Source organism: Candidatus Weimeria sp. HCP3S3_B5 (genome assembly GCF_052064335.1).
Taxonomy (GTDB): Bacteria; Bacillota; Clostridia; order Lachnospirales; family Lachnospiraceae; genus Weimeria.
On the sequence record NZ_JBQHVU010000011.1, the window covers coordinates 60,583 to 86,481 of the forward strand.

The following is a 25,899-nucleotide window of genomic DNA, read 5'->3' on the forward strand; positions in this document are numbered from 1 at the left end:
ATATATCAGAGGAAATATGTCAGAAGAGATTCCAATGTACAGGGAAGAAAAGAGAACCTATGACCTGGAGCGTATAGAGGCTCTTATAGAGGAGAATGGAGGCCTGGCACGAACAAGCCAGATTACCGGTGAGCTCGGAGTCGATTACAGGAGGCTGCAGCAGTTCGTAGCTGAGGGCAGTCTTACAAAGATCAGAAACGGCGCATATACATACAGTAAGGACAGGATATCCGAGGAAAGGCTCATATATGCTCTTTTTCATCAGGATGGGGTGCTTACCATGGAAAGCGCCCTCTATTACCATGGATATCTGAAGCAGAGGCCCTATGGCTGGTCGATAGCAATAGATAAGAACGCGAGCAAGTCCAGGTTCAAGCTCTGCTATCCTATAGTCAAGCCATATTATACAAAGGAGAATGTCCTTAAGACAGGAGTCATGACACTTGACAGAAAGGACTTTCCTATGAAGATATATGACAAGGACAGGCTGATCTGTGATGTGCTTAAGTATCAGGAGAAAATGGACAGGAAGGAGTTCAGGGAGGGAGTGTTCTCCTATATCAGGGACGAGGACAAGAATGTTGTCAACCTAATGAAATACGCGAAGGAGAGGCAGGTCATTGCCAAGGTCAGGAATATGATCGGAGTGTGGCTGTAGTGATGAGAAAGGAAGAACTGAGAGAATTTTCAGCCGAGAATCAGATACCTTTCCGGCAGGTCCTGGGATGGTATGTGAGCGGGCTACTGCTTCATCTGATAAGTGAGACCGGATTTCTCGAAAGGATGATAATAGTCTCTCCAGTTTCGCTTAATCCTGACCAGGACCTGCATATACTTGAAGAAGGTATCAGGGCATATTATCTTCCGAATCAGGAATATGCCAGTGAAAGAAACTTTGTCCCGGGATGCCCCTACAGAGCGGATTTCAGGGAAAGACTTCTTCTTATGCTGCAGAGAGAGGCGATGAGGGCAGGCTATCCTCTGGAAATAAGGGTCATTTCAAGGGACAGAAGAGTCGGCATCTACTACGATCAGATGTATGTCCCGCTGGATGTCATTATAGAGGAAAATCAAATAGATGGTGGCCAGGAGATAAGAACAGAGGAAGAGGTGGAATACTTTGACCCTGAAATAAAAGCTATAAGGCTCTTTAGTCTTTCCCCAGCTATGAGGTCAGCCCTTCTTGTGAAGAATATACTTGAAAGGCTGGAGCTTGACAGCGAAATGGAGGACTATCTATACCTTTATGACATTCTCACAAAGGAGACAGTATCAGCCAGGGAGGCCTGCTGGGCAATAAGAGATCTGACAGGAGCAAAAAGTGTTGGACTAGATGAGGCCTTTAAGCAGCTTAAGACTTATGACAAAAACAGCTATATGAAAAGAAAATGGAAGGTCCTTCTCAGAAGACATGGACAAAGGGAGCCGGTCTGGGAGAAAGTGATTGGACTTGTAGTAAGGTTTACGGAGCCTGTCATAGGAAGCCTTGAGAATGATCAGCCGTTCTTCGGTGAATGGATGCCTGAGCTAGGGAGATATCTCGAATAATGGAGTTACTTAAAAAACTTGAAGAACTAAAACAGGATGATCCATATCCCATGCATATGCCGGGACATAAGAGGGTAGCCCTGTCCTTTCCCTGTGTTTATGATATAGACATTACGGAGATAAATGGCTATGATAATCTCCATGCCCCGACCGGTATCATAAAAAAGCTCTCGGATGAGGTGGCAGAGATGTATGGAGCGGATCACGCCTTTCTTTCTGTGGGCGGATCTACTGATATGAATCTGACAGCCATCTTTGCGGCTACAAGGCCTGGGGATAAGATACTTATAGCAAGAAACAGTCATAAAAGCGTTTATCATGCGGCGATCCTAAGGAACGCAGATGCCTGCTATGCCATGCCGGAGATAGCCGGAGGTGAGATAGCGGCGGAGATAAGCCCCATTGAGATAGAGAGATGCTTTGCAAGAGATCCTGATATAAGGGCCTGTGTGATCACATCACCGACCTATGAGGGCGTGATCTCGGATATAGAGGCCATAGCAGGTATCTGCCACAGGCATGGAGTTCCTCTTATAGTGGATGCGGCACACGGAGCCCACCTCGGCTTTCCGGGCTTTGGCACGAATCCAATAGGTCAGCATGCAGATGCCGTTATACTTAGTCTCCATAAGACACTGCCGTCACTTACACAGACAGGCTGTCTGCTTATAAATGATGACAGTCTGATAGATAAGGAGAGAATAATAAAATACTTTAACTATTTTGAAACAAGCTCTCCATCCTATGTGCTGATGGCAGGTATAGACAGGTGTGTGACATATATAAGGGAGCATGGAGAAAAGGGCTTTTCGGACTACCGCAGCAGGCTTAACAGGCTTAGGAGCGATCTTATGGCAGTGCCAGGGATAAGTCTTTTCAGGACAGAGCGCTATGACGATTCCAAGCTTGTCATTCGTATGAGGGGCAGGAGCGGGACTGAGATCGAGGAGATCCTTAGGAAAGGAAAAATAGAGGCAGAAATGTCATCTCTTAACTATGTTATCTGCATGACATCGCTTATGGATACGAATGAGGGATTTGACCGGCTGCTTGAAGTACTTAAAAGGGCAGCAGGAGAAGATCTCCCGGATGAGAGCGGGAGATCAGAGGGAATATACGATATCTGTCCAAAAAAGAAGGACAGGATAGGGATAGCTGAGAGCAGAGCAACAAAAAGGGTTCCGATAGAAAAGGCAGAGGGCATGGAAAGCGGAGCCATAGTAACGGTCTATCCGCCTGGAATCCCTCTTATAGTTCCCGGTGAGATATTTGACAGAGATGTGATAAAAAGGATAGAGGAAGCCCTTGGGAAGGGGCTCTTCGTCGAGGGAATAAAGGATAATGGCCTTGAGGTAATAGATTCAGGGTCCTGCTTATAAACGTGCATATGAAAAGAATTTATGTTATCATAGGGAAGAGTGCATCGGGAAAGGATACTATAGCAAAGAGGCTCCTTGATGACAGAGAGCTTGGTTTGGCAGGGATAGTTCCATATACGACCCGCCCGATAAGGGAGGGCGAGATCAATGGTAAGGATTATTTTTTTACAGACCAGGGAAAGCTTGATGCGCTGAGGGAGAGGGGAAAGGTGATCGAGAGCAGGACCTATCAGACGGTTTACGGTGACTGGACATATTTCACAGTAGACGACGGACAGATAGATCTGAGCAGAAGGGACAGCCTGACAGTCGGAACTCTGGAATCCTATATGAGCTTTTGCAGATACTTCGGCGAGGAAAGAGTCCTGCCGATATATATAGAGGTAGAGGATGGGGAAAGGCTTGAAAGGGCCCTGCAGAGAGAAAGAAAAGAGAAAAGACCTAAGTATCAGGAGCTGTGCCGGAGATTTCTTTCAGACAGCAGGGACTTCTCGGATCAGAAACTAAAGGAAGCGGGGATCCGGGAACGCTTTGTAAACGAGAATATAGATAAAACGGTTTCAGAGATAAGAAAGCTTATCAGACAGAGGACATGATATGGATATAAAGATCAATCCACTGAATCAGACAAGTACTGATAACAAAACCGAAAAGTCCCAGAAGACCGACAGCGAATTCAGATTTACCCTTACCGAAAAGATAAAGGATACAGATCTGAAGGAGAAGCTAAACGACCTTATGGGAAAGATCGATGAGCAGGGGAAGAAGCTTGCCGATCATATGGACATAAAGGACATGAAGAAGTACCGTGGACTGGTAAAGGATTTCATAAATGAGGTCGTAAACCGCTCCCATAGCTTCAGTCGTGACAACTTTCTCGACAGAAGAGGAAGACACAGGGTTTATGGTATGATAAAGCTGGTAGATAAGAATCTGGACGACCTGGCCCAGGAGCTTGTATCAGATGAGAAGGATCATCTTTCCATACTTGGAAGGGTCGATGAGATCCGCGGACTGCTTCTAGATATATCGACATGAAGAATCTGGATCAGATAATAGGGCAGCAGGCTGTGGTAAGGCATCTCGAAAATGCGCTTTCTGACGGGAAGATATCCCAGGCCTACCTGATAACAGGTGAGGAGGGAATGGGAAAAAAGACAATAGCAAGGGCCTTTGCCGCAGCATTGCTGTGCGAGGACAGGAAGCAGGGCAGCTACCTAAGCTGCGGACGCTGCAGGAGCTGCCATCAGATCGAAACAGACAATCATCCTGACCTTAAGGTCATAGCTCACGAGAAGCCTCAGATCATAAGCGTAGATGAGATCAGGAACCAGGTCGTCTCGGATGTGGATATAAGGCCATATCAGAATGGGAGAAAGGTCTATATAATACCTGATGCCCAGCTGATGAATGAGCAGGCCCAGAATGCCCTGTTGAAAACCCTCGAGGAGCCGCCTGACTATGCAGTCATCATCCTTCTTTCCACAAATGAAAATATGATGCTTAGCACCATAAGGTCACGCTGCATACGGCTTCCTCTGTCGCCTCTTCCTGAGGAGACCATAAAGGAGGCGCTAAGGACGGACTATCATATACCTGATTACAGGGCTGATCAGATAGTGAGATTTGCAAGAGGAAATCTTGGAAAAAGTGTTGAGATGGCTCAGGAGGATGATTTCCTTAATGACCTGCACAAGGCAGGAGAAATAATGAGTCAGGTAGTCAGAAGGCCAAGCTACGAATGGAGCGAATACATAGAGCTTCTTACAGAGGATAAGAGCAGATATGATTTCTATCTGGGGCTCTTTATCGATTATTACAGGGATATACTTCTGCTGAAGGCCGGTGGCGATCCAAGGCGGCTTATGTTTTTTGATGAGGAGGATACGATAAGGGAAGAGGCAGGAGGCTATGGATTTCCGGGACTATTGGAATGCGAGCAGGCTTTATTTCTTGCACAGAAGCGTCTTAAGGAGAATGTAAAGCCCGAGCTTGTCTTCTTTGAATTGTTCCAGGCCCTGAGTGATAACTACGAACGGTAGAAAGGTAATATATAATGCCAAAGGTAACAGCTGTAAGGCTTAAGTTAGCCGGGAATAACAAGTACTATGATCCAGAGGATCTTGACCTTAGGATAGGAGATAAGGTCATTGTAGATACTGATAAAGGAGAAGAGGTAGGAGAGATAACCATACCTGTGATTGAGGTCACTGATGACAGGATAAAGGCTCCTCTCGGAAGTATAAAGAGGATCTGTACAAAGGAGGATCTGGACCAGTACGCAGAGAACAGGCGGCTTGAGACAGAGGCTTTTGCTATCTGCAAGGATAAGATAAGACACCACGGCCTTGAAATGAAGCTTATCAGGGCTGACTATACCTTTGACAGAAGAAAGCTTACATTCTATTTTTCTGCGGATGGCAGGGTCGATTTCAGGGCTCTGGTAAAGGATCTGGCTCAGGAATTCAGGACAAGGATAGAGCTGCGTCAGATAGGTGTAAGGGATGAGACCAGGATACTTGGAGGACTGGGAGTCTGTGGAAGGCCGCTCTGCTGCAGGACCTATCTGACTGATTTTTCACCGGTATCCATAAAGATGGCCAAGGAGCAGAATCTTTCGCTGAATCCGACCAAGATATCAGGAGTCTGCGGGAGGCTTATGTGCTGTCTTAACAACGAGGAGGAGGCATATGAGTATCTGAACAGGAAGATGCCGCGCCGTGGAGACCTTGCAGTTACAGCCGATGGAGAGGCCGGAACAGTCTGCAATGTAAATATACTCCGTCAGAAGATAGCGGTCCTTTTTGAAAAAAATGATGTGAAGGAGATAAAGGAATTCAATGCCGACCAGCTCACCTGTACTCCAAAGAAGTACAGGAAGCAGGAGGAGGAAAGACTTGCAAGGGAGAGGGAGAAAGAAAAGGAGGCCATTGACCAGGCAGCGCTTGAGGAATCGGAGGAAACCGCAGGGGCCACTGGTTCAGATAAAAGGGAAAACAAGGACGTAAAGAGACACGAGGGCAACCGCAGAAAAAACGGCAACCAGAAAAACAGAAGGAATAATACCCGGAGAGGCCCTGGTAAGGAAAACAAAGGAAAGAACGTAAGGAACGGAGGATATTCCCATCAGGGCGGTGACAAGAATGAAGGAAACTGAGCTTAGGGATGGAGAGAGGATCGATGATCTGCAGAGAAACGGCAGGGTCATAATCCAGGATCCATCGAGATTCTGCTTCGGTATAGATGCGGTGATCCTTTCGGGCTTTGCAAGGGTAAAGGCCAATGAAAGGGTCATAGATCTGGGAAGCGGAAACGGGATAATACCGATCCTGCTTGAGGCGAAGAACCGGGGCGGGAGCTATACAGGCCTTGAGATACAGGAGGAGAATGTGGAAATGGCCACAAGGAGCGCAAGGCTTAATGGGACCGACGATATACACTTTGTCTGCGGAGACATATGCAGGGCACAGGAGATATTCGGCAGGGGCTCATTCCATGTGGTTGTTTCCAATCCGCCATATATGAAGTCGGATTCAGGTGAGATAAACCCGAAAAGTGCTCTGGCGCTTGCCAGACATGAGATAAGCATGAGCCTTGAGGATCTGATAAGAGAAAGTGCGGCCCTGCTAAGAGAAAACGGCAGATGCTATTATGTCCACAGGCCCCAGAGGCTTGGGGACATTATTTATCTGATGAGGAAAATGAGGCTCGAGCCCAAAAGGATGAGGCTGGTCTATCCATTTGTGGACAGGGAGCCTGTACTTGTGCTTATAGAGGGAAGAAAGAACGGAAATCCGGAGCTTCGGATAGAGAAGCCACTTATTCTATATGATGCTCCGGGTAAATATTCAATGGAAATGAGGGATGACTATGGCTTCTGAGGGAGTGCTCTATCTGGTGGCTACACCGATCGGAAATCTGGAAGATATCACCTACAGGGCCGTAAGAGTCCTGAATGAGGTGGATCTGATCGCGGCAGAGGATACAAGGACATCCGGGGTCCTTCTTTCACACTATGATATCCATACCAGTGTCACCAGCTATCATGAGTTTAACAAGCTTGAAAAGGCAGAGTATCTGGTAGGACGCATGCTTGGCGGAGAAAGGGTAGCCTGCATAACAGACGCAGGCAGTCCCGGGATATCAGACCCCGGAGAGGAGCTTGCGGCAATGTGCATAGAGGCCGGTATACCAGTCTATACGGTTCCGGGACCTGCGGCCTGTATTACCGCTGTTACATCGTCAGGGCTTTCATGCAGAAGATTTTCATTTGAGGCCTTCCTGCCAAAGGATAAGAAGGAGCACGAGAGGGTCCTTGAGGAAATAGAAAAGGATACGAGGACTATCATAATCTATGAATCTCCCCATCATCTGAAAAAGACACTTGAAGAGCTATCAGGCCGCCTGGGAGGAGGCAGGAGGATAGTGCTCTGCCGCGAGCTTACAAAGAAATATGAAGAAAAACAGAGGATGACGCTTGAGGAGGCGGCAGCCTTTTACAGGGACAATGAGCCCCGTGGAGAATATGTGCTCGTGATCGAGGGAAGGTCAAAGGAGGAGGTAAGGGAGGAGAAGCAGAGGTCCTTTCAGGAGCTTACTATAGAAGAGCACATGAAGCTCTATACAGATAAGGGACTAAGTGAAAAAGAGGCGATGAAGGCGCTCGCCAGGGATTTAGGAACGAGTAAACGGGAAATCTACAGGAGGCTTAAGATCGATGGATGAGATTGATGAAAAGGTAAAAAGGCTCCAGGAAATGGTGGATGAATCAGAGAGGATCGTATTCTTCGGAGGAGCGGGAGTATCCACAGAAAGCGGAGTTCCTGACTTCAGGGGCCAGGACGGACTGTATAAAGAGCATTACAAATATCCTCCGGAAACCATACTAAGTCACAGTTTCTATATGTCGAACAGGGAGGAGTTTTTCAGATTTTACTATGACAAGATCCTTGTAGAAGGCGTACAACCAAACAAGGCCCATCTGAAGCTTTCAGAGATGGAAAGGGCCGGCAGGCTTTCGGCGGTCGTAACCCAGAATATAGACGGACTTCATCAGAAGGCCGGAAGCAGGAGGGTCTATGAGCTTCATGGTACTGTGATGAGAAATTACTGCCGGACCTGCGGAGCCTGCTATGACCTTGATTTCATGCTGGATCAGAAGAAAAAGGGCTGTCTCGATCCAAGATGCCCGGTCTGCGGCGGAGAGATAAAACCGGATGTAGTCCTCTATGAGGAGGGCCTTGACAATGACACCGTAAGCGGTGCGGTAAGAGCCATAGAAGAGGCTGATATGCTGATAATTGGCGGGACCTCCCTTGTCGTATATCCGGCAGCAGGCCTTATCGATTATTTCAGAGGAAGGCATCTTGTTGTGATAAATCTTCAGGCAACAGACAGGGACAAATTCGCAGATCTTGTGATAGAATCGAGGATAGGCGAGGTACTTGACCGTATTCATGTATGAACTATATCTAGTAGTTGCAAAAAGAAACGAACCATGATACAATAGACAAACGTGGTATATGAAATCCTTGCTCGCGGAGATCGCGGGCCAGATGACCGTAAGGAGGAAACAGATGAATAAGTATGAGTTAGCACTCGTCGTTAATGCGAAGATTGATGATGAGGCCAGAACAGCCGTAGTAGACAAGGCCAAGGATTACATCACAAGAGTCGGCGGTAAGATCGGAGAGATCGAGGACCGCGGCAAGCAGAAGCTTGCATATGAGATCCAGAAGATGGACGAGGGATATTATTATTTCATCCCGTTCGAGTCAGATCCAGAGGCTCCTGCCAAGATCGAGGCAGATGTCCGCATCATGGAGAATGTTCTGAGATTCCTTGTTGTTCGCACAGACGAGAAATAAGAGACAGAACAGTAGAAAGGGGCTATTATGAACAAGATAATTCTCATGGGGAGACTTACCAGGGATCCTGAGGTACGTTATGGCGGAGCACAGAATACTGCAATAGCGAGGTTTTCAATCGCAGTTGACCGCAGATTCAAGCGTGAGGGGCAGCCAGATGCAGATTTTTTCAACTGCGTAGCCTTCGGGAAGACTGCGGAGGTCATTGAGAAGTATATGCACAAGGGAACCAAGGTCCTTGTGGATGGGGAGATGCGTAATAATAATTACGAATCTAAGAAGCATCCCGGAGAGATGGTTTATTCATTTGAGGTGAATGTAAATCAGATTGAGTTCGCAGAGAGCAAGGGAGCGTCTCAGGCCTACCAGAGTCAGCAGGGAGCATCCCAGCAGACAGAGAAGCCTGAGGATGTCGGTGAGGGTTTCATGAATATACCTGACGGTGTAGATGAGAACCTTCCGTTCGTATAAAACTACATAATATTTCGGAGGTAATAGAACAATGGCTTTTAGAGGAAGACCGGTTCGCAGAAGAAAAAAGGTCTGCGTATTCTGTGGAAAAGACAATGTAATTGATTACAAGAACATAGCACAGCTGAAGAAGTACGTTTCAGAGAGAGGAAAGATCCTTCCTCGTCGTATCACCGGTAACTGCGCAAAGCATCAGAGAGAGATCACGTCAGCTATCAAGAGAGCACGTCATCTTGCTATGATGCCATATGTAACAGACTGATAAAGGTCACACAGGGTTTTATATCACAGACAGAAGTCCTCTTGTTGGAAAAGTAAGAATATTTTCCGACAGAGGGCTTTTTTCTTTTTTTAGGAGGGCAAAATGAAGAGGCTGATCACGCTGATCCTTGCATCGGCAATGATACTTACGGCCACTTCCTGCACTAATGGCGGAGATGGCAATAATAAAAACGGAAAGGACAGGATCCTGAGGGTAGATACAGCAGCAGAAGGTGCAAATGAGCTTTCTATAGCGGCCTGGGATGAGAATTTCAACATACCTGCATTAAGGGCAGCTGAGAAGGTATATCAGAAGAAGGCTCCGGGTTTCAGACTTAAGATATCAAAGGTCGCAGAGGATACTGATGTAGAGGATGCGATCACGCTTGGCGGATCTAATAATGACTTCAGTAAATTGCCCGATATGGTTCTCTTTCAGGATCATAGCTTTAACAGGTTCTTTAACGATTATCCGAACGCATGGGATAAGCTGTCCACTGCTGAGATTAACTGGAGAGACTTCGGTCAGGAAAAGCTTTCCTACTCGACAGAGAACGGGATCCACTATGGGATACCGCTTGATAATGCAACAGCAATATGTGCCTACAGGACAGATCTGCTCAAGCAGGCCGGATATACGATCGACGATTTGACCGGTATTACCTGGGACAGGTTTGATCAGATAGGGAAGGACGTATATGAAAAGACCGGGAAATACCTGCTGTCTATAAATGCAGATGATAATGCCCTTCCGTATATGATGCTGCAGGCAGAGGGCGGATCCTTTTTTAAGGACGGTAAGCCATACTTTGTAGACAATAAGCTTCTTATCAGGGTAGTAAATACAATAGTAAAGCTTGCAAGGGACAATGTTCTTTATCTTGCAGACAACTATTCTGATTATACTGATCAGACTATTAAGGGTGACATGGTCGCAGGAGTCATGAATGGAAACTGGATTCTTCCGACTATAGAGCAGGTCCAGATGAATTCAGGCAAGTGGGCTATCACTACTCTTCCTACTTTCTCCGGAGAGGAAGGCTATGCAGCCAACGGAGGCTCGTCAATCTATATTACGACTGCCTGTGAGAAAAAGGAGCTTGCAGAGGACTTCCTCTCCTATACCTTTGGCGGAGGAGAGGGATCGAAGGAGACTTATGATCAGGCCCTTATAAAGGGAGGGCTGGTAACGACATGCATATCGGCAGGGAATTCTGATGTATATAAAGAGGGCGTGAAGTATTTCAACAAGCAGCCTATCTATCAGAAGGTGGTCGATATGAGCACCCATGTAAAGCAGGTCGAGCAGAATGATTATCATTACACGGCCAGGCAGCAGCTCTCTTTCGCTATAAGAAATATAATAGATGGCGGTGATACAGTAAAGGCAATAAAGGACGCTCAGGATCAGGTCAACTTCTCAATGGGATTAAGCGACTGATAATGCTTTAATAATGTTAGAAAGGATAAAGATGTATTTACAGGATGTTCATGTAGAAAATTTTGCATCAAGAAGACCAAGCACTGCAATGCTTTTCATCAGAGTGCTTCTGATAGTGCTTGGAGTGATCTGTGTGATCCCGTTTGGCCTCTATCTGTGGCCGCTCATTATCGCACTGGGACTTTTTATACTTGCGTGGTTTGTAGGCACAAGGACCCAGATAGACTTCGATTATTCCTATACTAACGGGACGATAGAGATAGACAGGGTCTTCACAAAGAGCTCAAGGAAGAAATACCTTACTTTCAGCATGAGCGATGTCATAACAGTTGCACGTCTGGATTCAGATTATCTGAGAGCCTATCAGGGAAGAGGGATGAAAGTATACGACTGCACCAGTCAGAACGGTAAGGACAATGTATACGCGGTGGTTTTCCGTTTCAACAAGCAGAATGAGGTAATAGTTCTAATGGAGCTGGAGGACGATTTCCTCGATGCTATGGAGCAGGCAGCAAGAGACGCTGTACACAGGTGATATATGAACGACAGGACCAGGAAGCTCCTTGACGAGCTGAATCAGGAGACGGGGGTCAGCTTTTCTGTAGATGACAGTGAGGACAATGCCGGTCTGGCCAAGGTCCTGACCAAGCTGATAAGGACATACAGAGGAGAATCGGATCCAGGATTTTTCCTGAAAAAGCTTCTGCTAGGAGAGCTTTCCAGGGAAGAAATAGAAGAGAAGTCCGTGGTCTATCATTTTGACAAGGAAGCGACCTGGTGTGTTTTTCTGATGAGCTTCAAGGCCCCATATGAGCCCTATATGTTACGGATGATCTCCTCTCTTTACATACCGGGAGCTGATCATACGGTGGAGATGGATCCGACACACCTGGTCCTGGTAAGGGAGCTAAAAAAGGGCAAGACCAGGGAGAGCCTGAGGAAAATGGCTGAGACTCTTGTCGATATGCTTGGTTCGGAGGCCATGATATCGGTAAAGATATCATATGATCAGACTATAGAGGATTTTACAAGGCTGCCTGAATCATACAGGAATGTATGCAGGGCAGATGCCATAGGCAGGCTCTTTCTGGAGGACAGGTCAGTATACGGTTACCATGAGCTTGGGACAGGAAAGCTTATTTACTCACTGCCAAGAGAGGTATGTCAGGAGTTTCTCGATGATCATCTGGGAGGCTTCGACCTGCGAGACCTGGATCCTGAGACCAGAAATACTATAAGGGTATTCTTTGACAGTGGCCTTTCGCTTGCAGAGACCGCAAGGGCACTCTATATACACAGGAATACGCTCGGCTACAGGATCGAAAAGATAGAGAAGCAGACAGGGCTTGATATAAGGAGGTTCGAGGATGCGATGGTCATGAAGCTGGCTCTTATGATTTCGGATTTCCTGGGAGATGGGCTGGCAAGTACTTGATTTTGTACTTGTATTTATAGATCAGATGTAATACTATACATTTATAGATGTCGTAGATACGGCATTTGAAAAGTAAGTATGTAAGGTATGTAACTATACGGAGGAAAAGAATTATGGCATACGTTATTTCAGATTCATGTGTTTCATGTGGTACCTGTGAGCCTGAGTGCCCAGTAGGAGCTATCTCTCAGGGAGATACACAGTATCAGATCGACCCTTCAGCTTGTGTTGAGTGCGGAACCTGCGCAGGTGTCTGCCCTACAGGAGCTATCAGCCAGGGCTGATAACAGGATCTATAAATGACACAACCCGGGCATATGCCCGGGTTTTTTTATGCAATGCTTGCCTTAGTCGATGTTTTCCTTGTTATGAGCGTGAGCCTTGTTGGCGAACTTGGCAAGTCTTGGGATCCAGGCAAGCTCGACTGTACCGACAGGGCCGCTTCGCTGCTTAGCTATGATAATCTCAGAGACATTTTTTCTCTCGGTATCCTTATTGTAGTAATCATCTCTGTATATAAACATGACGACATCGGCATCCTGCTCGATGGCTCCTGAATCACGGAGATCAGAAAGCATAGGTCTCTTATCGTCACGCAGCTCAGGGCTTCGGTTCAGCTGCTGAAGCGCCACTACAGGAATATCAAGCTCTCTTGCAAGAGCCTTCAGGGACCTTGAGATCTCAGCTATCTCCTGCTGCCTGGAATCAGATTTGCTTCCGAAGCTCATAAGACCGAGGTAATCGATGAAAACGCAGGCCAGATTGTTTTCCTGCTTGTATTTACGGCATTTGCTGCGAAGCTCAGGGACAGAGATCGCAGGTGTATCATCGATTATGATATGGGAGTTGCCGATCTCATTTCCGGCTTCGAACAGGTCTCCCCAGTCGGAGTCGCTTAGCTGGCCGGTACGGAGCTTGCCGAAATCGACGGAGGACTCAAGAGACAGAAGTTTCTTGGCATACTCGACCTTTGACATCTCGAGTGTGAACAGGGCAACGGTCTTCCTCTCTTTTAGTGCGATATGCTGGGCCACATTCAGTGCAAAGGATGTCTTTCCCATTGCAGGCCTTGCGGCTATAATGATAAGAGCCTGATTCTGGAGGCCAGACAGCATATAGTCGAGATCTATAAAGCCGGTAGGGATACCTGTGACGCTTCCATCGTGCTTTGCGGCTTCCTCGATGCTTTTTATGGCATCTACGACGACCCTGTTGATAGGGACATAGTCATCATTTACACCCTTGTTCTGGAGGACTGAGAGGAAGCCCTTCTCTGTCTCGTCCATAATATCATCGATCGACTTGGTGCCCTCAAAGCAGTCCTTCTCTATGCTCTGGTTAAGCATTATGATATTACGCAGGGTCGACTTTTCCTTGACTATCTGGCAGTAACTCCTGATATTGGTGGCGAGCGGAACATTCTGGGCAAGGGCTCCTAAGAAGGCAGGCTCGGTATACTCAGGAGCAAGCCCCTTTTTTGAGAGAGCCTCACCAACTACGGCACCATCAGCACCCCCGGTTTCATTGTAGATCTCAACGATAGTTGAAAAGATTATTCTGTTGACCTTGTTTGAAAAATCATCAGGAATAAGGATAGTCGTAGCAGTGTTTATAGTATCGGGGTCAAGCAGCATGGCGCCTAATACACAGCGTTCCATATGCTCATTGGCAGGCATAGTCTGACTATGGAAGCCGTCGGTCAGATCAGTACGGGTTTCATCCATTTATTGCTTTTCTCCTACATGAACACGGAGTGTGGCGGTTACATCAGGGTGGAGACGCAGAGTGACCTCATGAACGCCTAAGGACCTGATAGGCTCAGGCAGATGGATCTTTTTCTTGTCGATCTTCTGATGATACTGCTTGAAGACAGCCTCCGCGATCTCCTTTGCAGAAACTGAGCCAAAGGTACGCCCGCCCTCTCCGGACTTAAGAGTGGTCTCTACCTTCCAGTCCTTTATCTGTTCTGCAAGAGCCTTAGCGGCCTTTAGATTTTCTTCCTCGACCTTTTCCCTGTGCTTGTTTGCGAGTTTAAGATTGTTTATATTTTCGGGAGTAGCAGCAACAGCCAGCTTTTTCTTGATAAGCATATTGCGGCCGTAGCCCTCTGAGACCTCGATAATGTCTCCCTTTTTTCCCTGTGATTTTACATCAGCAAGAAGTATTACCTTCATAACTTGATTTCTCCTTCCTGGATCATGGCATCAAGGATATCCTTGATCCTTTGCTTAACTTCATCAGCGGACGCATCGGAAATCTGTGCGCCAGCTACATTCAGATGTCCGCCTCCACCGAGACGCTCCATAATGAGCTGGACATCTATCTCATCAATAGAACGGGCACTTACATAAATCTTACCATTGTATACAGTTTCAACGAAGCTGGCCTTGATACCTACTATATTGAGCAGCTCGTTTGAAGCCTGGGCACCGACAATAGTCGGACTTTCGACCTCGTCTGTCTTGCAGACCGAGAGGGCAAAAGCGCCACGGTAGACTTCAGCGTGACGGACGACTTCTGCCCTTGCCTTGTAGGTGGCCATATCCTCGCGGAGGAGCTTGCGGACCCTGGTCACATCTGCCCCGGATCTCTTCAGATAGGCAGCAGCCTCAAAGGTCCTCACTCCGGTCTTCGTCATGAAGTTGTTGGTATCTATAAGAATACCGGCATAGATACAGTCAGCCTCCTGAGGAGCAAGCTGCATCCTGTCTGAGAAATACTGGAGTGTCTCGGCAATAAGCTCGCAGGCACTCGAGGCATAGGGCTCAATATAGGAAAGGATAGTGTTCTCGATCCTTTCACTGCCCTGACGATGATGGTCGAAGACCACAATGCTCGCACTCTTCTCAAGGAGCTGTGGACACTCGGTGTAGGAGGGACGGTTGGTGTCAACGACCATCACAAGAGTACCCTCACTCACAAGCTCGACAGCACGCTCGCTTTTTATAAACATATCATCCGGGTAGCCCTCTTCAGGAGTGAATTTGTCCACAAGAGGACGAAGAGAGCTGGTGATAGTGTTCAAAACGATCTGACATTTCTTGCCAAGCTCCCTTGCGGCGCAGTATACTCCGACAGCTGCGCCGAGCGCATCCACATCAGTGATCTGGTGACCCATAACAATGATGGAATCCTTTGTCTCCATCATCTCGCGAAGGGCCTGAGCCTTGACACGGGCCTTGACCCTGGTGGTCTTTTCGACCTCCTTGCCCCGGACACCGTAGTAGTAAACATGGTTGCGACTCTTGATGACGGCCTGGGAACCGCCGCGGCCAAGAGCTAAGTCCATGGCTGCCCTTGAATATTCGGCACTCTGGGAGTAGGTCCTTGCACCCTTGCCTATTCCAATCGAGAGAGTCACCTCCCTGTCGTTTCCGACCTTGGTAGTACGTACATCATCAAGAAGAGAGAATTTGTTCTCCTCAAGCTTAGGCAGATATTTCTGCTGGAAGATAAGGAAATACTTGTCGTTGTCTGTCTTTCGGATGATGGCATCGGCAGGCCTGAAATATTTGGCTATCTTTCTGTCGATGATAGCGCGGATAAGTGACTTCTTGACATCGTCCTCGAGAGAATCAATGCTCTCGTCATAATTGTCGATGTAAATGAGGCCTGTCACAAGACGCTGGTCCTCGAATGCAGCCTTCAGCTTTTCGTGGGCGGTCTCATCAAAAAGCATTACAGAGATCAGAGTGCCGTTTATGGTGACAGGCTCGCAGTCCTTCTCAGGCTTGAAATCGATCCGGCTTAAAACAGCGTCGAAGATCATATCGTCCTGGGAGATACGCACGGTAAGCGGAAGGTCAGAAGTCTTCTCGAGAGTCTCTCTGGACAGATCGGGAAAGATCGTGGAGATAGGCTTCTTATAGGAAGGATCCTCTCCGGTGAATTTCGAGAAGGCCCTGTTCATCCAGAAAAAGCGGCCGCTGTCATCGAGTACAGCATAGGGCAGCTGGAAACCTTTAAGCATTTCCTTCTGGATAGTTCCGTAGCCAGTCGCAAATCGCATGATCTCGTCGGCCATCTTGCGCCTTGAAACAAGGTAGGCCAGGATCACAGCAAGCGAATATATGACAGCAAAGATCAGGACGGGAGTGCCTGAGCTCCTGTTATAAAAATACAGTCCGGCACCCGCGGCAAGAATTGCAGGTATCATATATAATGGTATTGAAAGATAGGCTCTTATATAGCCCTTCTTCAGTGGATTCATTGAATTCCTCCTGACGTTATTCTGAAATATTATACCATTCTTTATTGAAATAATCCATATAGGGCTGGTAATAGTCAATGTAACGAAAAAAGAGGAAAATCTTTGTGCAGGCTGCCGTTGAAAAGGAGGACGGATTCCAATATGATAATGATGTAAACGTAAAAGGGCGAAAAGCCAGTACAGAATAAAGAAAAGAGGAAATCTAATGGCAAGTATTTCACTTCACAATATCTGCAAGGTATATCCTAACGGATTCGAGGCAGTAAAGGACTTCAATCTTGATGTAGCAGATAAGGAATTCATCATCTTTGTCGGACCTTCAGGATGCGGAAAGTCGACAACACTTCGTATGATAGCAGGACTTGAGGATATCACCTCAGGTGAGCTCAAGATCGATGGAAAGATCATGAACAACGTAGAGCCTAAGGACCGTGATATCGCAATGGTATTCCAGAATTACGCTCTGTATCCGCATATGACAGTTTTTGACAACATGGCATTCGGACTCAAGATCCGTAAGTTTGACAAGGATGAGATCCAGAAGCGTGTACTTGAGGCAGCAAAGATCCTTGATCTTGACAAGCTCCTCGACCGTAAGCCAAAGGCTCTTTCAGGTGGACAGAGACAGCGAGTAGCAATGGGACGTGCAATCGTTCGTAATCCTAAGGTATTCCTGATGGACGAGCCACTGTCAAACCTCGATGCAAAGCTCCGTGTACAGATGCGTATCGAGATCTCAAAGCTTCATGAGAGACTCGGTGCAACGATCATCTACGTTACACATGATCAGACAGAGGCTATGACACTTGGAACCCGTATCGTAGTAATGAAGGATGGAGTCGTACAGCAGATCGATTCCCCTCAGACCCTCTACTCACATCCGGTAAATCTCTTCGTTGCAGGCTTCATCGGATCACCTCAGATGAACTTCCTTGATGCAAAGATCACAAAGGAAGGCGAGGATGTATTCGCAAATGTAGGCGAGGCAAAGCTTAAGGTCCCTGCAGAGAAGGCAAAGGTTCTTGTCGAGAAGGGATACGATGGAAAGACAGTCATCCTTGGAATCCGTCCGGAGGATATCTATGATCCAGAATCCGGAGCAAGCGAGATCGAGCTTGGAAATTCGATTGATGCTACTATCCGTGTATATGAGCTTCTCGGTGCAGAGGTATTCCTGTATTTCGATTATGCAGGCACTCAGGTCACAGCCAGAGTCGATCCTCGTACAAAGGCCAGAACAGGTGACAAGATGACCTTCCACCTTGATATGGCAAAGACACACTTCTTCGATAAGGAGTCAGAGCTTACAATCTGCGATTGATAAGAATTACAGACCTCCTGCCGGAAGGCGGGAGGTTTTTTTTGTGGATCGAAAAATTGATTGCACACAACCCAAAATCATGCTATACTATTGACTCAATAAATGACTGATGAATTCTATTAGAAGACAGGATTTGTTGCAAATACAACATACAGATCGACCGTCAGCTAATAGAATGAAAGCAGATGAAACAGATAGTAGCTGAAAGGAGAATACAATAATGGACGCACCACAGGTAGCAAAGGATACAATGATAGGAGAGCTTCTTCAGATCAATGCCAATATAGCGCCGATCCTTTTTGGGATAGGGATGCATTGTCTGGGATGCCCGGCATCACAGATGGAGACCATTGAGGAAGCAGCGATGGTACACGGGATCAATCCGGAGGACCTTGTTACAGAGATAAATAAATTTCTCGCAAAGGAAAATGCAGAGGCAGCTGCTCAGGCATAAGATTATAAGAAAAGGAAAGGAGGCTATCCTTTCCTTTTTATTTGCAATAAAGCATATAAATGCGCAGAACCCGAAACGGGAGCAGGGGCATAATAGTCTGACAATGCTCAGTAATATAGGCCTCGCTGCCAGGCATGTTCTGCTGGATCATTCCGTACTCACAGAGGATAGAGAGAATGTCCTCTATAGCAGAATCCTCCATACGGAAGAAATGCAGGATCAGATAATAGATGCCTGCGTCTGAGCGAAGGAGACCGGCGTCCATAGTGATCGTTTCTCTAAGGACTCCTACAGCATGGATCACATCCTGGAGGCTTTCGAAGGCGATGATGGCCTGAGTCGAGGAGCTTTCTCTTTCATCTGAATCCTTGTGGAGCAGATATCGCGAGATTCCTCCTGCCTGACCTGCGACAGACTCGATAAGGCGGTGGATCGCATCTCCGACAGACTCGTCGTCTGTATAAGCCTCATCATCAGGAATGGTATCCGAAAACATGGAGTACCTGGGATCATAGATATCCGGATAAGTATCATATCTTGTAAAAATGATATTGAGACCGCCGTCATCGAGAGGGATAGCCTCGATCGATGAAGGGATATCATCCTTCATCCTGAAATCATATTTGGCGCAGATGATCCGAAGAAGCTCAGAGGTGAGCAGGCGAAAAACAGGCGAATTATAGGTCAGATCCTTCAGGGAAAGATGACGATCCTCAAGATCGTCCCTGCTGAGCGAGCATTGTATCGTGTTTATATCATATCTGTTAAAAGTCATAGAAATCTCTCCGAGCAATTTTCTTCATATATTACTCCAAATCCATGGCTTTGTAAACCGGACATTTATAATGATAAAGAGAAGATAAAATTTCGAAAAAGAAAATTAAGAATAATTAAGCAGTGATTAAATCGACTGAAAAGATATTGGCATATCAGTCTGCAGGGAGTATAAGTAAATACATAAGAAGCTAATACGACAGGAAAGGAGAGGGTCATATAGAGCTTACAGCAGAATACCTGCCGGTAGGGATCCTGCATCATTCAGAGGATATGGATGTCTGCCTTGTAGAGCATAAGGGGCTTGGGACCAGGCGCATTTTAAAAAGGATAATGAAGCATCGTTCAGAAGGCTCCTTAGACGCCCAGTTCCAGCTGAGGACAGAAAGGGAGATACTTTCCAGGCTTAAGCATCCCGGTATTCCAGTCATATACGATTATTGGGAAGACGAAGAGAGGATCTGTCTCATAGAGGAATATATAGAGGGACTTTCGCTACAGGAGTATCTGCTCCGCTACAGGCATCCGGATCCGGTATTTACTGCCAGGTTTCTGATCCAGGTGCTTGAGATACTTGACTATCTTCATAGCCTTAATGTAAAGCATAACGATCTGAAGGCCGAGCATATCCTGATAAGGGGAGATAGGGTGGTGCTTATAGACTACGGTATTTCAGAGCTATCCGCCAGGGATATCCGCAGGGATGAGAATGATGATATCGCTTCTCTTGGCAGGATAGCAGACCAGATGCTTTCACTTGCAGATGGATATGTGTCATTCGGGCTTAGAAGGATGGTTTCAAGGGCAAAGGCGCCGGATCAGTCGGCGAGATACCAGAGCGCAGCTGAATGGAGTGCAGACCTTAGCAGGTGGCTTGCGGGGAGAGATGACAAGGAGGGGCTTCTTATAAGAAGAATAGCGGTAGCTGGAAATCAGAGAGGCATAGGGACGACGCATACAGCGGTAAGCATCACATCTTATCTGAGACAGAGAGGTATGAACGCATTCTACATAAACCTTTCAGGCAGACCAGGCTTTCTCTCATTGGACAGGAATCTGAATACAGATTTCAGGGAGAAGGATGGAATCATATACCACAGGTGGTTCAGAGGCCTTGTAGATTATGGGCCGGCGATTGAGCCACAGCACAAGCAGACTACGAAGGGTATTTATGTGAGTGACTGCGGTACAGACTTTTCACGGGCAGCAGATTCGGATGCTCTGATCTACGTCGTTGGCAGCAGGCCGTGGCAGAACAGATGTCTGATCGAGGAATTCGCCTCGGAGGATTCCTGTGTGCTGGCCATGACGCCCGGGAATCCGGGAATGGCCATAGGACTAGCCAGACTGGCTGGCAAATGCGTGTTTTGCATACCCTATGATGCCGATCCGATGCATCCGGATAGAAAAGTGAGAAGGGCATATGATCAGATTTTTGAGAGGCTTTCGGGCAAGGAAAAACGCAGATAGCATATATAAAAAGACTATAATAATAGCAATAATGTCATCCGCGCCAGAACTTGATACCCATACCCTTTCGATCGCACTGGCCAATTACTACAGGTCTGCAAGGGGCATGAAGACCGCTCTTGCTGTATCAGGAGGCGATAGAGGATTTGCTGATATGCTTAGGGACTCAGAGTGCGTCAGCATAGACCCGCCTGGATATGATGACGGTATCATGAGATATTACCTGATAAGGGATCTGTCGGATATAGAAAGGATAGCAGCAGCTGTTCCTGAGCGTCTGGTACTGGATCTGGGATGCATCAGAGGAGATATATCCACTAAGGAGCTGCTTATATGCGACAGGATCTGTGCTCTTATAAGCACATCTCCCTGGCGCTGTCTTGATACGAGAGAATTCCTCGCTGCAACAATAGTAAAGGAAACAGGACTCAGGCAGAGATTCAGAAACAGGGCATATTCTGTCGCGGGCAGGGAAGAGGACGATCTTGCTATCGGGAGGGAGTTCGGAATAAGCATCAGAAGGATAAGGGGGAGAGAGCTGATCTGTGATCCATACCGCCTTACCAGGGATGACCTGGAAAGATTAAATGTTTTTAATTAAAGGAGAACTAGATAAACCACGATACTTAAAAGGTATCCGGTAACTGCAGAAAGTAAGAGATTTGAAAAGGAAGAGGCTGCTGTCGCCAAAGCTGGTGTGACAGCGGCTTTTTGGATTTCTAATAAATTTTTTGAAGACAGGTGTAGCGGATCCCGGACAATTGCGATATAATCAAGATAATATTGCATTGAAAGGATATGGATAATGACAGAGAAAGCTGTAAATAACAACAAGGCAGTAAAATACGTTTCGGTTCTTGTGCTGCTTTTTGCTTTTATTATAGCGACACTTACTATCTGGGGCGTCAGATATTCACCAACCAGGGAAAGGACCAGCCTCTATAGCTACTACAAGGTTTCGGGAAATGAGGTGGCGCTGTTTGTAAATGGAGAGAGGTCAGAGACTGACAAGGCAGCACTCTTTGATGACGGGCATTTCTATATATTACTGTCCGAGCTTAAGAGCAGACTAGATGACGGATATGTTTTTGATGATTCAGAAAATATACTGAGATACGCGACAGCAGATCAGGTCATCTCTGTTAAAAAGGGAGACAGCTTTTATACATACGGAAGGAATAAAGAGGATATAGGGGAGAAGATCGTCATAATTGGGGATGGAGGCAAGCCTTATGTGGCAGTGGATTTTGCTGATAAATTTACTGACTTTAGTTACAGGACGGGCAGGAAGCCATACAGGCTGGTAATAGACAAGGCAGGCTATAAGAGAAAGACTACAACTATATCAAGGGATACAGAGGTAAGGAGATTCGGAGGACCGAAGAGCAGGATACTTGCTAATGTGAAGAAGGGAACCAGGGCAGTAGTGGTCCAGTCCTACGGGAAATGGAGCCAGATACTTACGAACGATGGCATACTTGGATGCGTTTTGGATTCGACTCTTGGAGAAATCAGCACCAGAACCAGCGGAAAAAGGCTTGATGCAAGGAAATATAACCATATAAGCATGGATTCGAAGGTAAATCTGGTATGGCATCAGGTGACCAATAAGACGGCTAATTCAGGCGTGGATCATGTCCTTGCAGCAGATAAGGGTATCAACGTGATCTCTCCGACCTGGTTTAGGATCTCTGACAATGACGGCGGACTCTCCGATATAGGAAGCCTGGATTATGTGAAGAAGTGCCATGAAAAGGGCGTACAGGTTTGGGCTCTTTTCAGCAATTTTGAGAACAAGGATGTCGATTCGACTTCGGTACTGAATCATACCTCCTCGCGTGACAACCTGGTAAATAATATGATAGCCAAGGCAATAGCCTATGGGCTTGATGGGATAAATGTAGACTTTGAACAGATCTCTACAGATGCAAAGGACGGCTATGTTGAGTTTATAAAGGAGCTGTCGATAAAGTGCGAGAATAATGATCTTGTGCTTTCTGTTGACAACTATTCACCTACAGCCTCAAGTCTTCATTACAACAGAAAGGTCCAGGCAATGTATGCTGATTACCTGATAGTGATGGCCTATGACGAGCATTATGCGGGAGGCGGTGAGGCCGGGAGCAATGCTTCAATATCCTTTGTGAAGAAGGCGGTAAGCGAATCCTTAAAGGAGGTCCCTAAGGAGCAGCTGATACTTGGAATGCCTTTCTATTCAAGGATATGGAAGAATAAGGACGGCGCCCTGTCCACCCAGACCATAGGGATGAAGAGTGTTTCTGATTACATTAAATCCCACAATGCTCAGGAGACCTGGCGGGATGATCTGGGACAGAATTATGTAGAGTTTTCAGATGATAAAGCGACATACCAGCTTTGGGTAGAGGATCAGAAGTCACTTGCGCTGAAGCTTAACGTGATGAAGGAAAATGATCTTGCAGGAGGAGCCTTCTGGAAGGAGGGTCTGGAGGACGATAGCATCTGGGATATAATAGGAAAGTACATGGAATAATGGATACAAGGATATTTAAAATAGATCCAGAAGATATTGATATAAGAAAAATCAGAGAGGCCGGAGAGATCCTGAGGGAAGGCGGACTGGTGGCCTTCCCGACGGAGACGGTATACGGTCTGGGCGGTGATGCCTGTGATGCGGGAGCATCAGAGGCTATATATGCGGCAAAGGGCAGGCCGTCAGATAATCCGTTGATAGTTCATATATGTGAATTCTCTCAGCTGGAGGAGATAGCAGCAGATCTTCCGGATACAGCGAGGGTCCTTGCCGATGCCTTCTGGCCGGGACCTATGACCCTTATTGTCAATAAGAACCAGGTGATCCCGCATGAGACCACAGGCGGACTTGATACTGTGGCGGTCAGGTTCCCAAGCCATCCTATAGCAAACGCCCTGATCAGGGAGTCGGGCTGCATGATAGCTGCGCCAAGCGCTAATACATCGGGGAGGCCATCGCCTACACAGGCAAGACATGTGATAGAGGATCTGAAAGGGAAAATAGATGCGATAATTGACGGTGGACCGGTAGATATAGGGCTTGAGTCTACTATAGTCGATCTGACTGAGCAAGTACCTACGATCCTGAGGCCGGGCTATATAAACAAGCATATGCTTGAGGAGGCCGTAGGAGAGGTAAGAGTGGACCCTGGCATACTTGGAAAGGAAAATGTACATATAAGACCTAAGGCGCCGGGCATGAGATACAAGCACTATGCACCTAAGGGAAATCTCAAGATCGTAAGCGGTGACAGGGAAAAGGTCATAGCAGAGATCAACAGACTTGCTGCGGCTGGGGAGACTGAAGGGAAAAAGGTCGGTATAATAGCAACTGATGAGACGAGAGATCTGTATAAGGCAGGGATAGTTATCAGCATAGGTGACCGCGACGATGAGTATCAGATTGCACACAATCTTTTTGATGTACTGAGGGAGATGGATGAGTGCGGAGCCGAGCTGATCTATTCAGAGGAATTCTCGACGCCCGAGATAGGAAATGCGATAATGAACAGGCTGCTTAAGGCGGCAGCCCACCAGGTGATAGAGGTATGAAGGTAGATCGTGTAATCTTTGTGGACAAGAAAGGGAATACAAGGTCGGCAATGGCCTGGGCGCTTTTTAGAAGGATGTTTCCGGATTCAGGAATAGAGCCGCTCGCAAGAGGACTTGTTGTATCCTTTGATGAACCGCTGAACCAGAAGACAGAGGCGGTGATGGCCGGAAACGGACTGGAGACCGAAGGCTTCAGGTCTGTGGAGCTTTCTGATCAGGATATTACGGATAATACGCTGATATTTACAATGAATGCCAGACAGAGGCAGGATGTGATCAGCGGGTCTGAAAGGGCAGACGAGAACAATACCTTTGTCCTGTCCGAGTTTGCCGGAGAGGAGCTTGAGATAATGGATCCTTACGGAGGGAATCTGCAGGTGTACGGGATCTGCCTCGAGGCACTGGCCAGGACGATAGAAAAGCTGCCGGACAAGATCAAGGAGTGCCTGAATGAGTGATAAGAGAACGGACTATATTAGCTGGGACGAGTATTTCATGGGAGTAGCTGCATTGTCGGCCATGAGATCAAAGGATCCACATACCCAGGTCGGTTGCTGCATAGTGTCAGGAGATCACAAGATCCTGTCTATGGGCTACAATGGATTCCCAAGAGGCTGCTCTGATGATGATTTCCCATGGAGAAGGGATGGAGAGCCTCTTTGTAATAAATATTTCTATACTACGCACAGTGAGCTGAACGCCATCCTGAATTACAGGGGCGGAAGTCTGGAGGGCTCTACGCTTTATGTGACACTTTTTCCCTGCAATGAATGCGCTAAGGCTATTATACAGGCTGGGATCGCAGAGATAGTATACGACAGTGACAAATATGAAAAGGAAGCTTCTACGATAGCATCCAGAAGAATGCTTAAGGCAGCAGGCATAAGGGTAAGGAAATATCAGCATACAGGACGCAGACTTACGGTAGAAGTCTAAAAACAGGATGATATTTGTAGCCGGGCTATACCGGAAGGGGCACATGGCAGAATGACTGTACAGCAGGCTTAAGGAGATAAAGATATCTTCCAGTACTAAATGAAAGAAAAACCAGGGTGTTTTGGTTGGAGCAGATCCAGTGAAGCCAGAGGAAACAGAGCTGGTCTTATTACCATATAATGAAAATATGGACGCATTTTTACTGGAAGGGATCTTGAGCAGGAAACAGAGCTGGTTTTTGCGTGGAAGACCAGGAAGCATTATGAAACTGGAGGAAAAGAATGGACAGTGCAGACAGAGAGATAGTAGAGGACCTGCAGATAAGGGTCAAGGAGCTTGATAATGAGATCAGGATCAAGGAGGAGGAGCTTGCGGCACTGAAAGCTGAAAGAGCCAGATGCATTAAGGAAATGGGCGATCATAGCGATGAGAAATATCAGCAGAATATGCTTGAACTGGTATACGAACAGCGAATGGGAGCAAAATCCAGAAAAAAATGAAAAAAGTGCTTGACAAATGATGTAAACCGTTGTATCATGTACAAGTCGCCCGAAAGAGAGACAGAAAAGATTTTCCAAAGGAAAGAAAAGTTTCCAAAAGAAAATAAAAAAATCCTTGACAAGGAGCTCACAAAGTGATACACTAAATGAGCTGTCACGAAAAGGACAGCAGGACATTGACAACTGAACAGTGAAACAACCTTGAAAGATTTCTAAGAGAAATATCATTCGAGTGCAACTCGAAACCTTTTAAGAACAGTAATAGGAA

General features: G+C 46.7%; 30 protein-coding genes. 26 read left to right on the top strand and 4 right to left on the bottom strand.

Annotated features, from left to right (window positions below; translation table 11 throughout):
• Window positions 1-16: 16 nt before the first annotated feature.
• The 17 genes from ACTNCK_RS06870 to ACTNCK_RS06950 all read left to right on the top strand — a co-directional run bounded on the left by ACTNCK_RS06870 (window position 17) and on the right by ACTNCK_RS06950 (window position 12,686).
• Window positions 17-658, top strand: coding sequence for a type IV toxin-antitoxin system AbiEi family antitoxin domain-containing protein (locus tag ACTNCK_RS06870; RefSeq protein WP_441081761.1), 642 nt, complete (start codon window positions 17-19; stop codon window positions 656-658).
• Window positions 649-1,548, top strand: coding sequence for a hypothetical protein (locus tag ACTNCK_RS06875; protein ID WP_441081762.1), 900 nt, complete (start codon window positions 649-651; stop codon window positions 1,546-1,548). The genes ACTNCK_RS06870 and ACTNCK_RS06875 overlap by 10 nt, the downstream gene beginning before the upstream one ends.
• A complete protein-coding gene (locus tag ACTNCK_RS06880; protein WP_441081763.1) occupies window positions 1,548-2,927 on the top strand; it encodes an aminotransferase class I/II-fold pyridoxal phosphate-dependent enzyme in 1,380 nt (459 codons plus the stop codon). Before ACTNCK_RS06875 ends, ACTNCK_RS06880 begins: the two co-directional genes overlap by 1 nt.
• Window positions 2,928-2,935: 8 nt before the next feature.
• Entirely contained in the window at window positions 2,936-3,523 is a 588-nt protein-coding gene (locus ACTNCK_RS06885; protein WP_441081764.1) for a guanylate kinase, read from the top strand.
• A 1-nt stretch (window position 3,524) separates the two neighbouring features.
• The gene (locus tag ACTNCK_RS06890; protein ID WP_441081765.1) at window positions 3,525-3,965 is read left to right on the top strand and encodes a YaaR family protein; all 441 of its coding nucleotides are present in this window, start codon (window positions 3,525-3,527) and stop codon (window positions 3,963-3,965) included.
• Complete coding sequence (gene holB, locus ACTNCK_RS06895; protein ID WP_441081766.1) at window positions 3,962-4,969, top strand: DNA polymerase III subunit delta'; 1,008 nt, start codon at window positions 3,962-3,964, stop codon at window positions 4,967-4,969. The genes ACTNCK_RS06890 and holB overlap by 4 nt, the downstream gene beginning before the upstream one ends.
• A 14-nt stretch (window positions 4,970-4,983) precedes the next feature.
• Window positions 4,984-6,084, top strand: a complete 1,101-nt coding sequence (locus tag ACTNCK_RS06900) for a PSP1 domain-containing protein (RefSeq protein ID WP_441081767.1) — start codon at window positions 4,984-4,986, stop codon at window positions 6,082-6,084.
• Window positions 6,071-6,808 (top strand): tRNA1(Val) (adenine(37)-N6)-methyltransferase, encoded by a 738-nt coding sequence (locus ACTNCK_RS06905; RefSeq protein ID WP_441081768.1) that lies wholly within the window; start codon window positions 6,071-6,073, stop codon window positions 6,806-6,808. The genes ACTNCK_RS06900 and ACTNCK_RS06905 overlap by 14 nt, the downstream gene beginning before the upstream one ends.
• Entirely contained in the window at window positions 6,792-7,652 is an 861-nt protein-coding gene (rsmI, locus tag ACTNCK_RS06910) for a 16S rRNA (cytidine(1402)-2'-O)-methyltransferase (RefSeq protein WP_441081769.1), read from the top strand. Before ACTNCK_RS06905 ends, rsmI begins: the two co-directional genes overlap by 17 nt.
• Window positions 7,645-8,391 (top strand): NAD-dependent protein deacylase, encoded by a 747-nt coding sequence (locus ACTNCK_RS06915; RefSeq protein ID WP_441081770.1) that lies wholly within the window; start codon window positions 7,645-7,647, stop codon window positions 8,389-8,391. The genes rsmI and ACTNCK_RS06915 overlap by 8 nt, the downstream gene beginning before the upstream one ends.
• A gap of 112 nt (window positions 8,392-8,503) precedes the next feature.
• Window positions 8,504-8,794, top strand: a complete 291-nt coding sequence (rpsF, locus tag ACTNCK_RS06920; protein ID WP_441081771.1) for a 30S ribosomal protein S6 — start codon at window positions 8,504-8,506, stop codon at window positions 8,792-8,794.
• Between the two features lie 27 nt (window positions 8,795-8,821).
• Window positions 8,822-9,265: a single-stranded DNA-binding protein gene (locus ACTNCK_RS06925; protein WP_441081772.1), complete on the top strand. Its 444-nt coding sequence runs from the start codon at window positions 8,822-8,824 to the stop codon at window positions 9,263-9,265.
• Window positions 9,266-9,296: 31 nt separating this feature from the next.
• Window positions 9,297-9,527, top strand: coding sequence for a 30S ribosomal protein S18 (rpsR, locus tag ACTNCK_RS06930; protein WP_441081773.1), 231 nt, complete (start codon window positions 9,297-9,299; stop codon window positions 9,525-9,527).
• A gap of 102 nt (window positions 9,528-9,629) precedes the next feature.
• Window positions 9,630-10,967, top strand: coding sequence for an ABC transporter substrate-binding protein (locus ACTNCK_RS06935; protein WP_441081774.1), 1,338 nt, complete (start codon window positions 9,630-9,632; stop codon window positions 10,965-10,967).
• A gap of 13 nt (window positions 10,968-10,980) precedes the next feature.
• Window positions 10,981-11,502, top strand: a complete 522-nt coding sequence (locus ACTNCK_RS06940; protein WP_441081775.1) for a DUF6106 family protein — start codon at window positions 10,981-10,983, stop codon at window positions 11,500-11,502.
• A gap of 3 nt (window positions 11,503-11,505) precedes the next feature.
• Window positions 11,506-12,402, top strand: coding sequence for a PucR family transcriptional regulator (locus ACTNCK_RS06945; protein ID WP_441081776.1), 897 nt, complete (start codon window positions 11,506-11,508; stop codon window positions 12,400-12,402).
• Window positions 12,403-12,515: 113 nt separating this feature from the next.
• Window positions 12,516-12,686 carry a DUF362 domain-containing protein gene (locus ACTNCK_RS06950; protein ID WP_441081777.1) on the top strand — a complete coding sequence of 57 codons (171 nt, stop codon included), beginning with the start codon at window positions 12,516-12,518 and terminating at the stop codon, window positions 12,684-12,686.
• Window positions 12,687-12,749: 63 nt separating this feature from the next.
• On the opposite strand, the gene dnaB is transcribed toward ACTNCK_RS06950, so the two are convergent.
• The 3 genes from dnaB to ACTNCK_RS06965 are packed head-to-tail and all read right to left on the bottom strand — an operon-like array spanning window position 12,750 to window position 16,612.
• Window positions 12,750-14,105 (bottom strand): replicative DNA helicase, encoded by a 1,356-nt coding sequence (gene dnaB, locus ACTNCK_RS06955; protein ID WP_441081791.1) that lies wholly within the window; start codon window positions 14,103-14,105, stop codon window positions 12,750-12,752.
• A 21-nt stretch (window positions 14,106-14,126) separates the two neighbouring features.
• The gene (gene rplI, locus ACTNCK_RS06960; RefSeq protein ID WP_441081778.1) at window positions 14,127-14,576 is read right to left on the bottom strand and encodes a 50S ribosomal protein L9; all 450 of its coding nucleotides are present in this window, start codon (window positions 14,574-14,576) and stop codon (window positions 14,127-14,129) included.
• Window positions 14,573-16,612: a DHH family phosphoesterase gene (locus tag ACTNCK_RS06965; protein WP_441081779.1), complete on the bottom strand. Its 2,040-nt coding sequence runs from the start codon at window positions 16,610-16,612 to the stop codon at window positions 14,573-14,575. Before ACTNCK_RS06965 ends, rplI begins: the two co-directional genes overlap by 4 nt.
• Window positions 16,613-16,817: 205 nt before the next feature.
• Between ACTNCK_RS06965 and ACTNCK_RS06970 the strand changes: the two genes are divergently transcribed.
• Window positions 16,818-17,933: an ABC transporter ATP-binding protein gene (locus ACTNCK_RS06970; RefSeq protein ID WP_441081780.1), complete on the top strand. Its 1,116-nt coding sequence runs from the start codon at window positions 16,818-16,820 to the stop codon at window positions 17,931-17,933.
• A gap of 220 nt (window positions 17,934-18,153) precedes the next feature.
• The gene (locus ACTNCK_RS06975) at window positions 18,154-18,387 is read left to right on the top strand and encodes a DUF1858 domain-containing protein (protein WP_441081781.1); all 234 of its coding nucleotides are present in this window, start codon (window positions 18,154-18,156) and stop codon (window positions 18,385-18,387) included.
• Window positions 18,388-18,424: 37 nt separating this feature from the next.
• On the opposite strand, the gene ACTNCK_RS06980 is transcribed toward ACTNCK_RS06975, so the two are convergent.
• Window positions 18,425-19,162, bottom strand: a complete 738-nt coding sequence (locus ACTNCK_RS06980) for an adaptor protein MecA (protein WP_441081782.1) — start codon at window positions 19,160-19,162, stop codon at window positions 18,425-18,427.
• A gap of 272 nt (window positions 19,163-19,434) precedes the next feature.
• Here ACTNCK_RS06980 and ACTNCK_RS06985 point away from each other — a divergent pair, with 272 nt between their 5' ends.
• The 7 genes from ACTNCK_RS06985 (at window position 19,435) to ACTNCK_RS07015 (ending at window position 25,631) form a co-directional block, all read left to right on the top strand.
• Window positions 19,435-20,631: a serine/threonine protein kinase gene (locus ACTNCK_RS06985; RefSeq protein WP_441081783.1), complete on the top strand. Its 1,197-nt coding sequence runs from the start codon at window positions 19,435-19,437 to the stop codon at window positions 20,629-20,631.
• On the top strand, window positions 20,585-21,232 hold the full coding sequence (locus ACTNCK_RS06990; RefSeq protein WP_441081784.1) for a hypothetical protein: 648 nt from the start codon (window positions 20,585-20,587) through the stop codon (window positions 21,230-21,232). The genes ACTNCK_RS06985 and ACTNCK_RS06990 overlap by 47 nt, the downstream gene beginning before the upstream one ends.
• Before the next feature lie 204 nt (window positions 21,233-21,436).
• Entirely contained in the window at window positions 21,437-23,143 is a 1,707-nt protein-coding gene (locus ACTNCK_RS06995; protein WP_441081785.1) for a glycosyl hydrolase family 18 protein, read from the top strand.
• Window positions 23,143-24,195, top strand: a complete 1,053-nt coding sequence (locus tag ACTNCK_RS07000) for an L-threonylcarbamoyladenylate synthase (protein ID WP_441081786.1) — start codon at window positions 23,143-23,145, stop codon at window positions 24,193-24,195. The genes ACTNCK_RS06995 and ACTNCK_RS07000 overlap by 1 nt, the downstream gene beginning before the upstream one ends.
• Entirely contained in the window at window positions 24,192-24,653 is a 462-nt protein-coding gene (locus ACTNCK_RS07005; protein WP_441081787.1) for an arsenate reductase/protein-tyrosine-phosphatase family protein, read from the top strand. The genes ACTNCK_RS07000 and ACTNCK_RS07005 overlap by 4 nt, the downstream gene beginning before the upstream one ends.
• Window positions 24,646-25,131, top strand: coding sequence for a deoxycytidylate deaminase (locus ACTNCK_RS07010; protein WP_441081788.1), 486 nt, complete (start codon window positions 24,646-24,648; stop codon window positions 25,129-25,131). Before ACTNCK_RS07005 ends, ACTNCK_RS07010 begins: the two co-directional genes overlap by 8 nt.
• 281 nt (window positions 25,132-25,412) lie before the next feature.
• Window positions 25,413-25,631, top strand: a complete 219-nt coding sequence (locus tag ACTNCK_RS07015) for a hypothetical protein (RefSeq protein WP_441081789.1) — start codon at window positions 25,413-25,415, stop codon at window positions 25,629-25,631.
• The last annotated feature ends 268 nt before the right edge of the window (window positions 25,632-25,899 follow it).

Excerpts from the sequence above, each read along its gene's own strand:
- ACTNCK_RS06870 (WP_441081761.1), top strand. The coding sequence starts at position 17 with ATGTCAGAAGAGATTCCAATGTACAGGGAAGAAAAGAGAACCTATGAC.
- ACTNCK_RS06880 (WP_441081763.1), top strand. The coding sequence starts at position 1,548 with ATGGAGTTACTTAAAAAACTTGAAGAACTAAAACAGGATGATCCATAT.
- ACTNCK_RS06885 (WP_441081764.1), top strand. The coding sequence starts at position 2,936 with ATGAAAAGAATTTATGTTATCATAGGGAAGAGTGCATCGGGAAAGGAT.
- ACTNCK_RS06890 (WP_441081765.1), top strand. The coding sequence starts at position 3,525 with ATGGATATAAAGATCAATCCACTGAATCAGACAAGTACTGATAACAAA.
- holB (WP_441081766.1), top strand. The coding sequence starts at position 3,962 with ATGAAGAATCTGGATCAGATAATAGGGCAGCAGGCTGTGGTAAGGCAT.
- ACTNCK_RS06900 (WP_441081767.1), top strand. The coding sequence starts at position 4,984 with ATGCCAAAGGTAACAGCTGTAAGGCTTAAGTTAGCCGGGAATAACAAG.
- ACTNCK_RS06905 (WP_441081768.1), top strand. The coding sequence starts at position 6,071 with ATGAAGGAAACTGAGCTTAGGGATGGAGAGAGGATCGATGATCTGCAG.
- rsmI (WP_441081769.1), top strand. The coding sequence starts at position 6,792 with ATGACTATGGCTTCTGAGGGAGTGCTCTATCTGGTGGCTACACCGATC.
- ACTNCK_RS06915 (WP_441081770.1), top strand. The coding sequence starts at position 7,645 with ATGGATGAGATTGATGAAAAGGTAAAAAGGCTCCAGGAAATGGTGGAT.
- rpsF (WP_441081771.1), top strand. The coding sequence starts at position 8,504 with ATGAATAAGTATGAGTTAGCACTCGTCGTTAATGCGAAGATTGATGAT.
- ACTNCK_RS06925 (WP_441081772.1), top strand. The coding sequence starts at position 8,822 with ATGAACAAGATAATTCTCATGGGGAGACTTACCAGGGATCCTGAGGTA.
- rpsR (WP_441081773.1), top strand. The coding sequence starts at position 9,297 with ATGGCTTTTAGAGGAAGACCGGTTCGCAGAAGAAAAAAGGTCTGCGTA.
- ACTNCK_RS06935 (WP_441081774.1), top strand. The coding sequence starts at position 9,630 with ATGAAGAGGCTGATCACGCTGATCCTTGCATCGGCAATGATACTTACG.
- ACTNCK_RS06940 (WP_441081775.1), top strand. The coding sequence starts at position 10,981 with ATGTTAGAAAGGATAAAGATGTATTTACAGGATGTTCATGTAGAAAAT.
- ACTNCK_RS06945 (WP_441081776.1), top strand. The coding sequence starts at position 11,506 with ATGAACGACAGGACCAGGAAGCTCCTTGACGAGCTGAATCAGGAGACG.
- ACTNCK_RS06950 (WP_441081777.1), top strand. The coding sequence starts at position 12,516 with ATGGCATACGTTATTTCAGATTCATGTGTTTCATGTGGTACCTGTGAG.
- rplI (WP_441081778.1), bottom strand. The coding sequence starts at position 14,576 with ATGAAGGTAATACTTCTTGCTGATGTAAAATCACAGGGAAAAAAGGGA.
- ACTNCK_RS06965 (WP_441081779.1), bottom strand. The coding sequence starts at position 16,612 with ATGAATCCACTGAAGAAGGGCTATATAAGAGCCTATCTTTCAATACCA.
- ACTNCK_RS06970 (WP_441081780.1), top strand. The coding sequence starts at position 16,818 with ATGGCAAGTATTTCACTTCACAATATCTGCAAGGTATATCCTAACGGA.
- ACTNCK_RS06975 (WP_441081781.1), top strand. The coding sequence starts at position 18,154 with ATGGACGCACCACAGGTAGCAAAGGATACAATGATAGGAGAGCTTCTT.
- ACTNCK_RS06980 (WP_441081782.1), bottom strand. The coding sequence starts at position 19,162 with ATGACTTTTAACAGATATGATATAAACACGATACAATGCTCGCTCAGC.
- ACTNCK_RS06985 (WP_441081783.1), top strand. The coding sequence starts at position 19,435 with ATGGATGTCTGCCTTGTAGAGCATAAGGGGCTTGGGACCAGGCGCATT.
- ACTNCK_RS06990 (WP_441081784.1), top strand. The coding sequence starts at position 20,585 with ATGATCAGATTTTTGAGAGGCTTTCGGGCAAGGAAAAACGCAGATAGC.
- ACTNCK_RS06995 (WP_441081785.1), top strand. The coding sequence starts at position 21,437 with ATGACAGAGAAAGCTGTAAATAACAACAAGGCAGTAAAATACGTTTCG.
- ACTNCK_RS07000 (WP_441081786.1), top strand. The coding sequence starts at position 23,143 with ATGGATACAAGGATATTTAAAATAGATCCAGAAGATATTGATATAAGA.
- ACTNCK_RS07005 (WP_441081787.1), top strand. The coding sequence starts at position 24,192 with ATGAAGGTAGATCGTGTAATCTTTGTGGACAAGAAAGGGAATACAAGG.
- ACTNCK_RS07010 (WP_441081788.1), top strand. The coding sequence starts at position 24,646 with ATGAGTGATAAGAGAACGGACTATATTAGCTGGGACGAGTATTTCATG.
- ACTNCK_RS07015 (WP_441081789.1), top strand. The coding sequence starts at position 25,413 with ATGGACAGTGCAGACAGAGAGATAGTAGAGGACCTGCAGATAAGGGTC.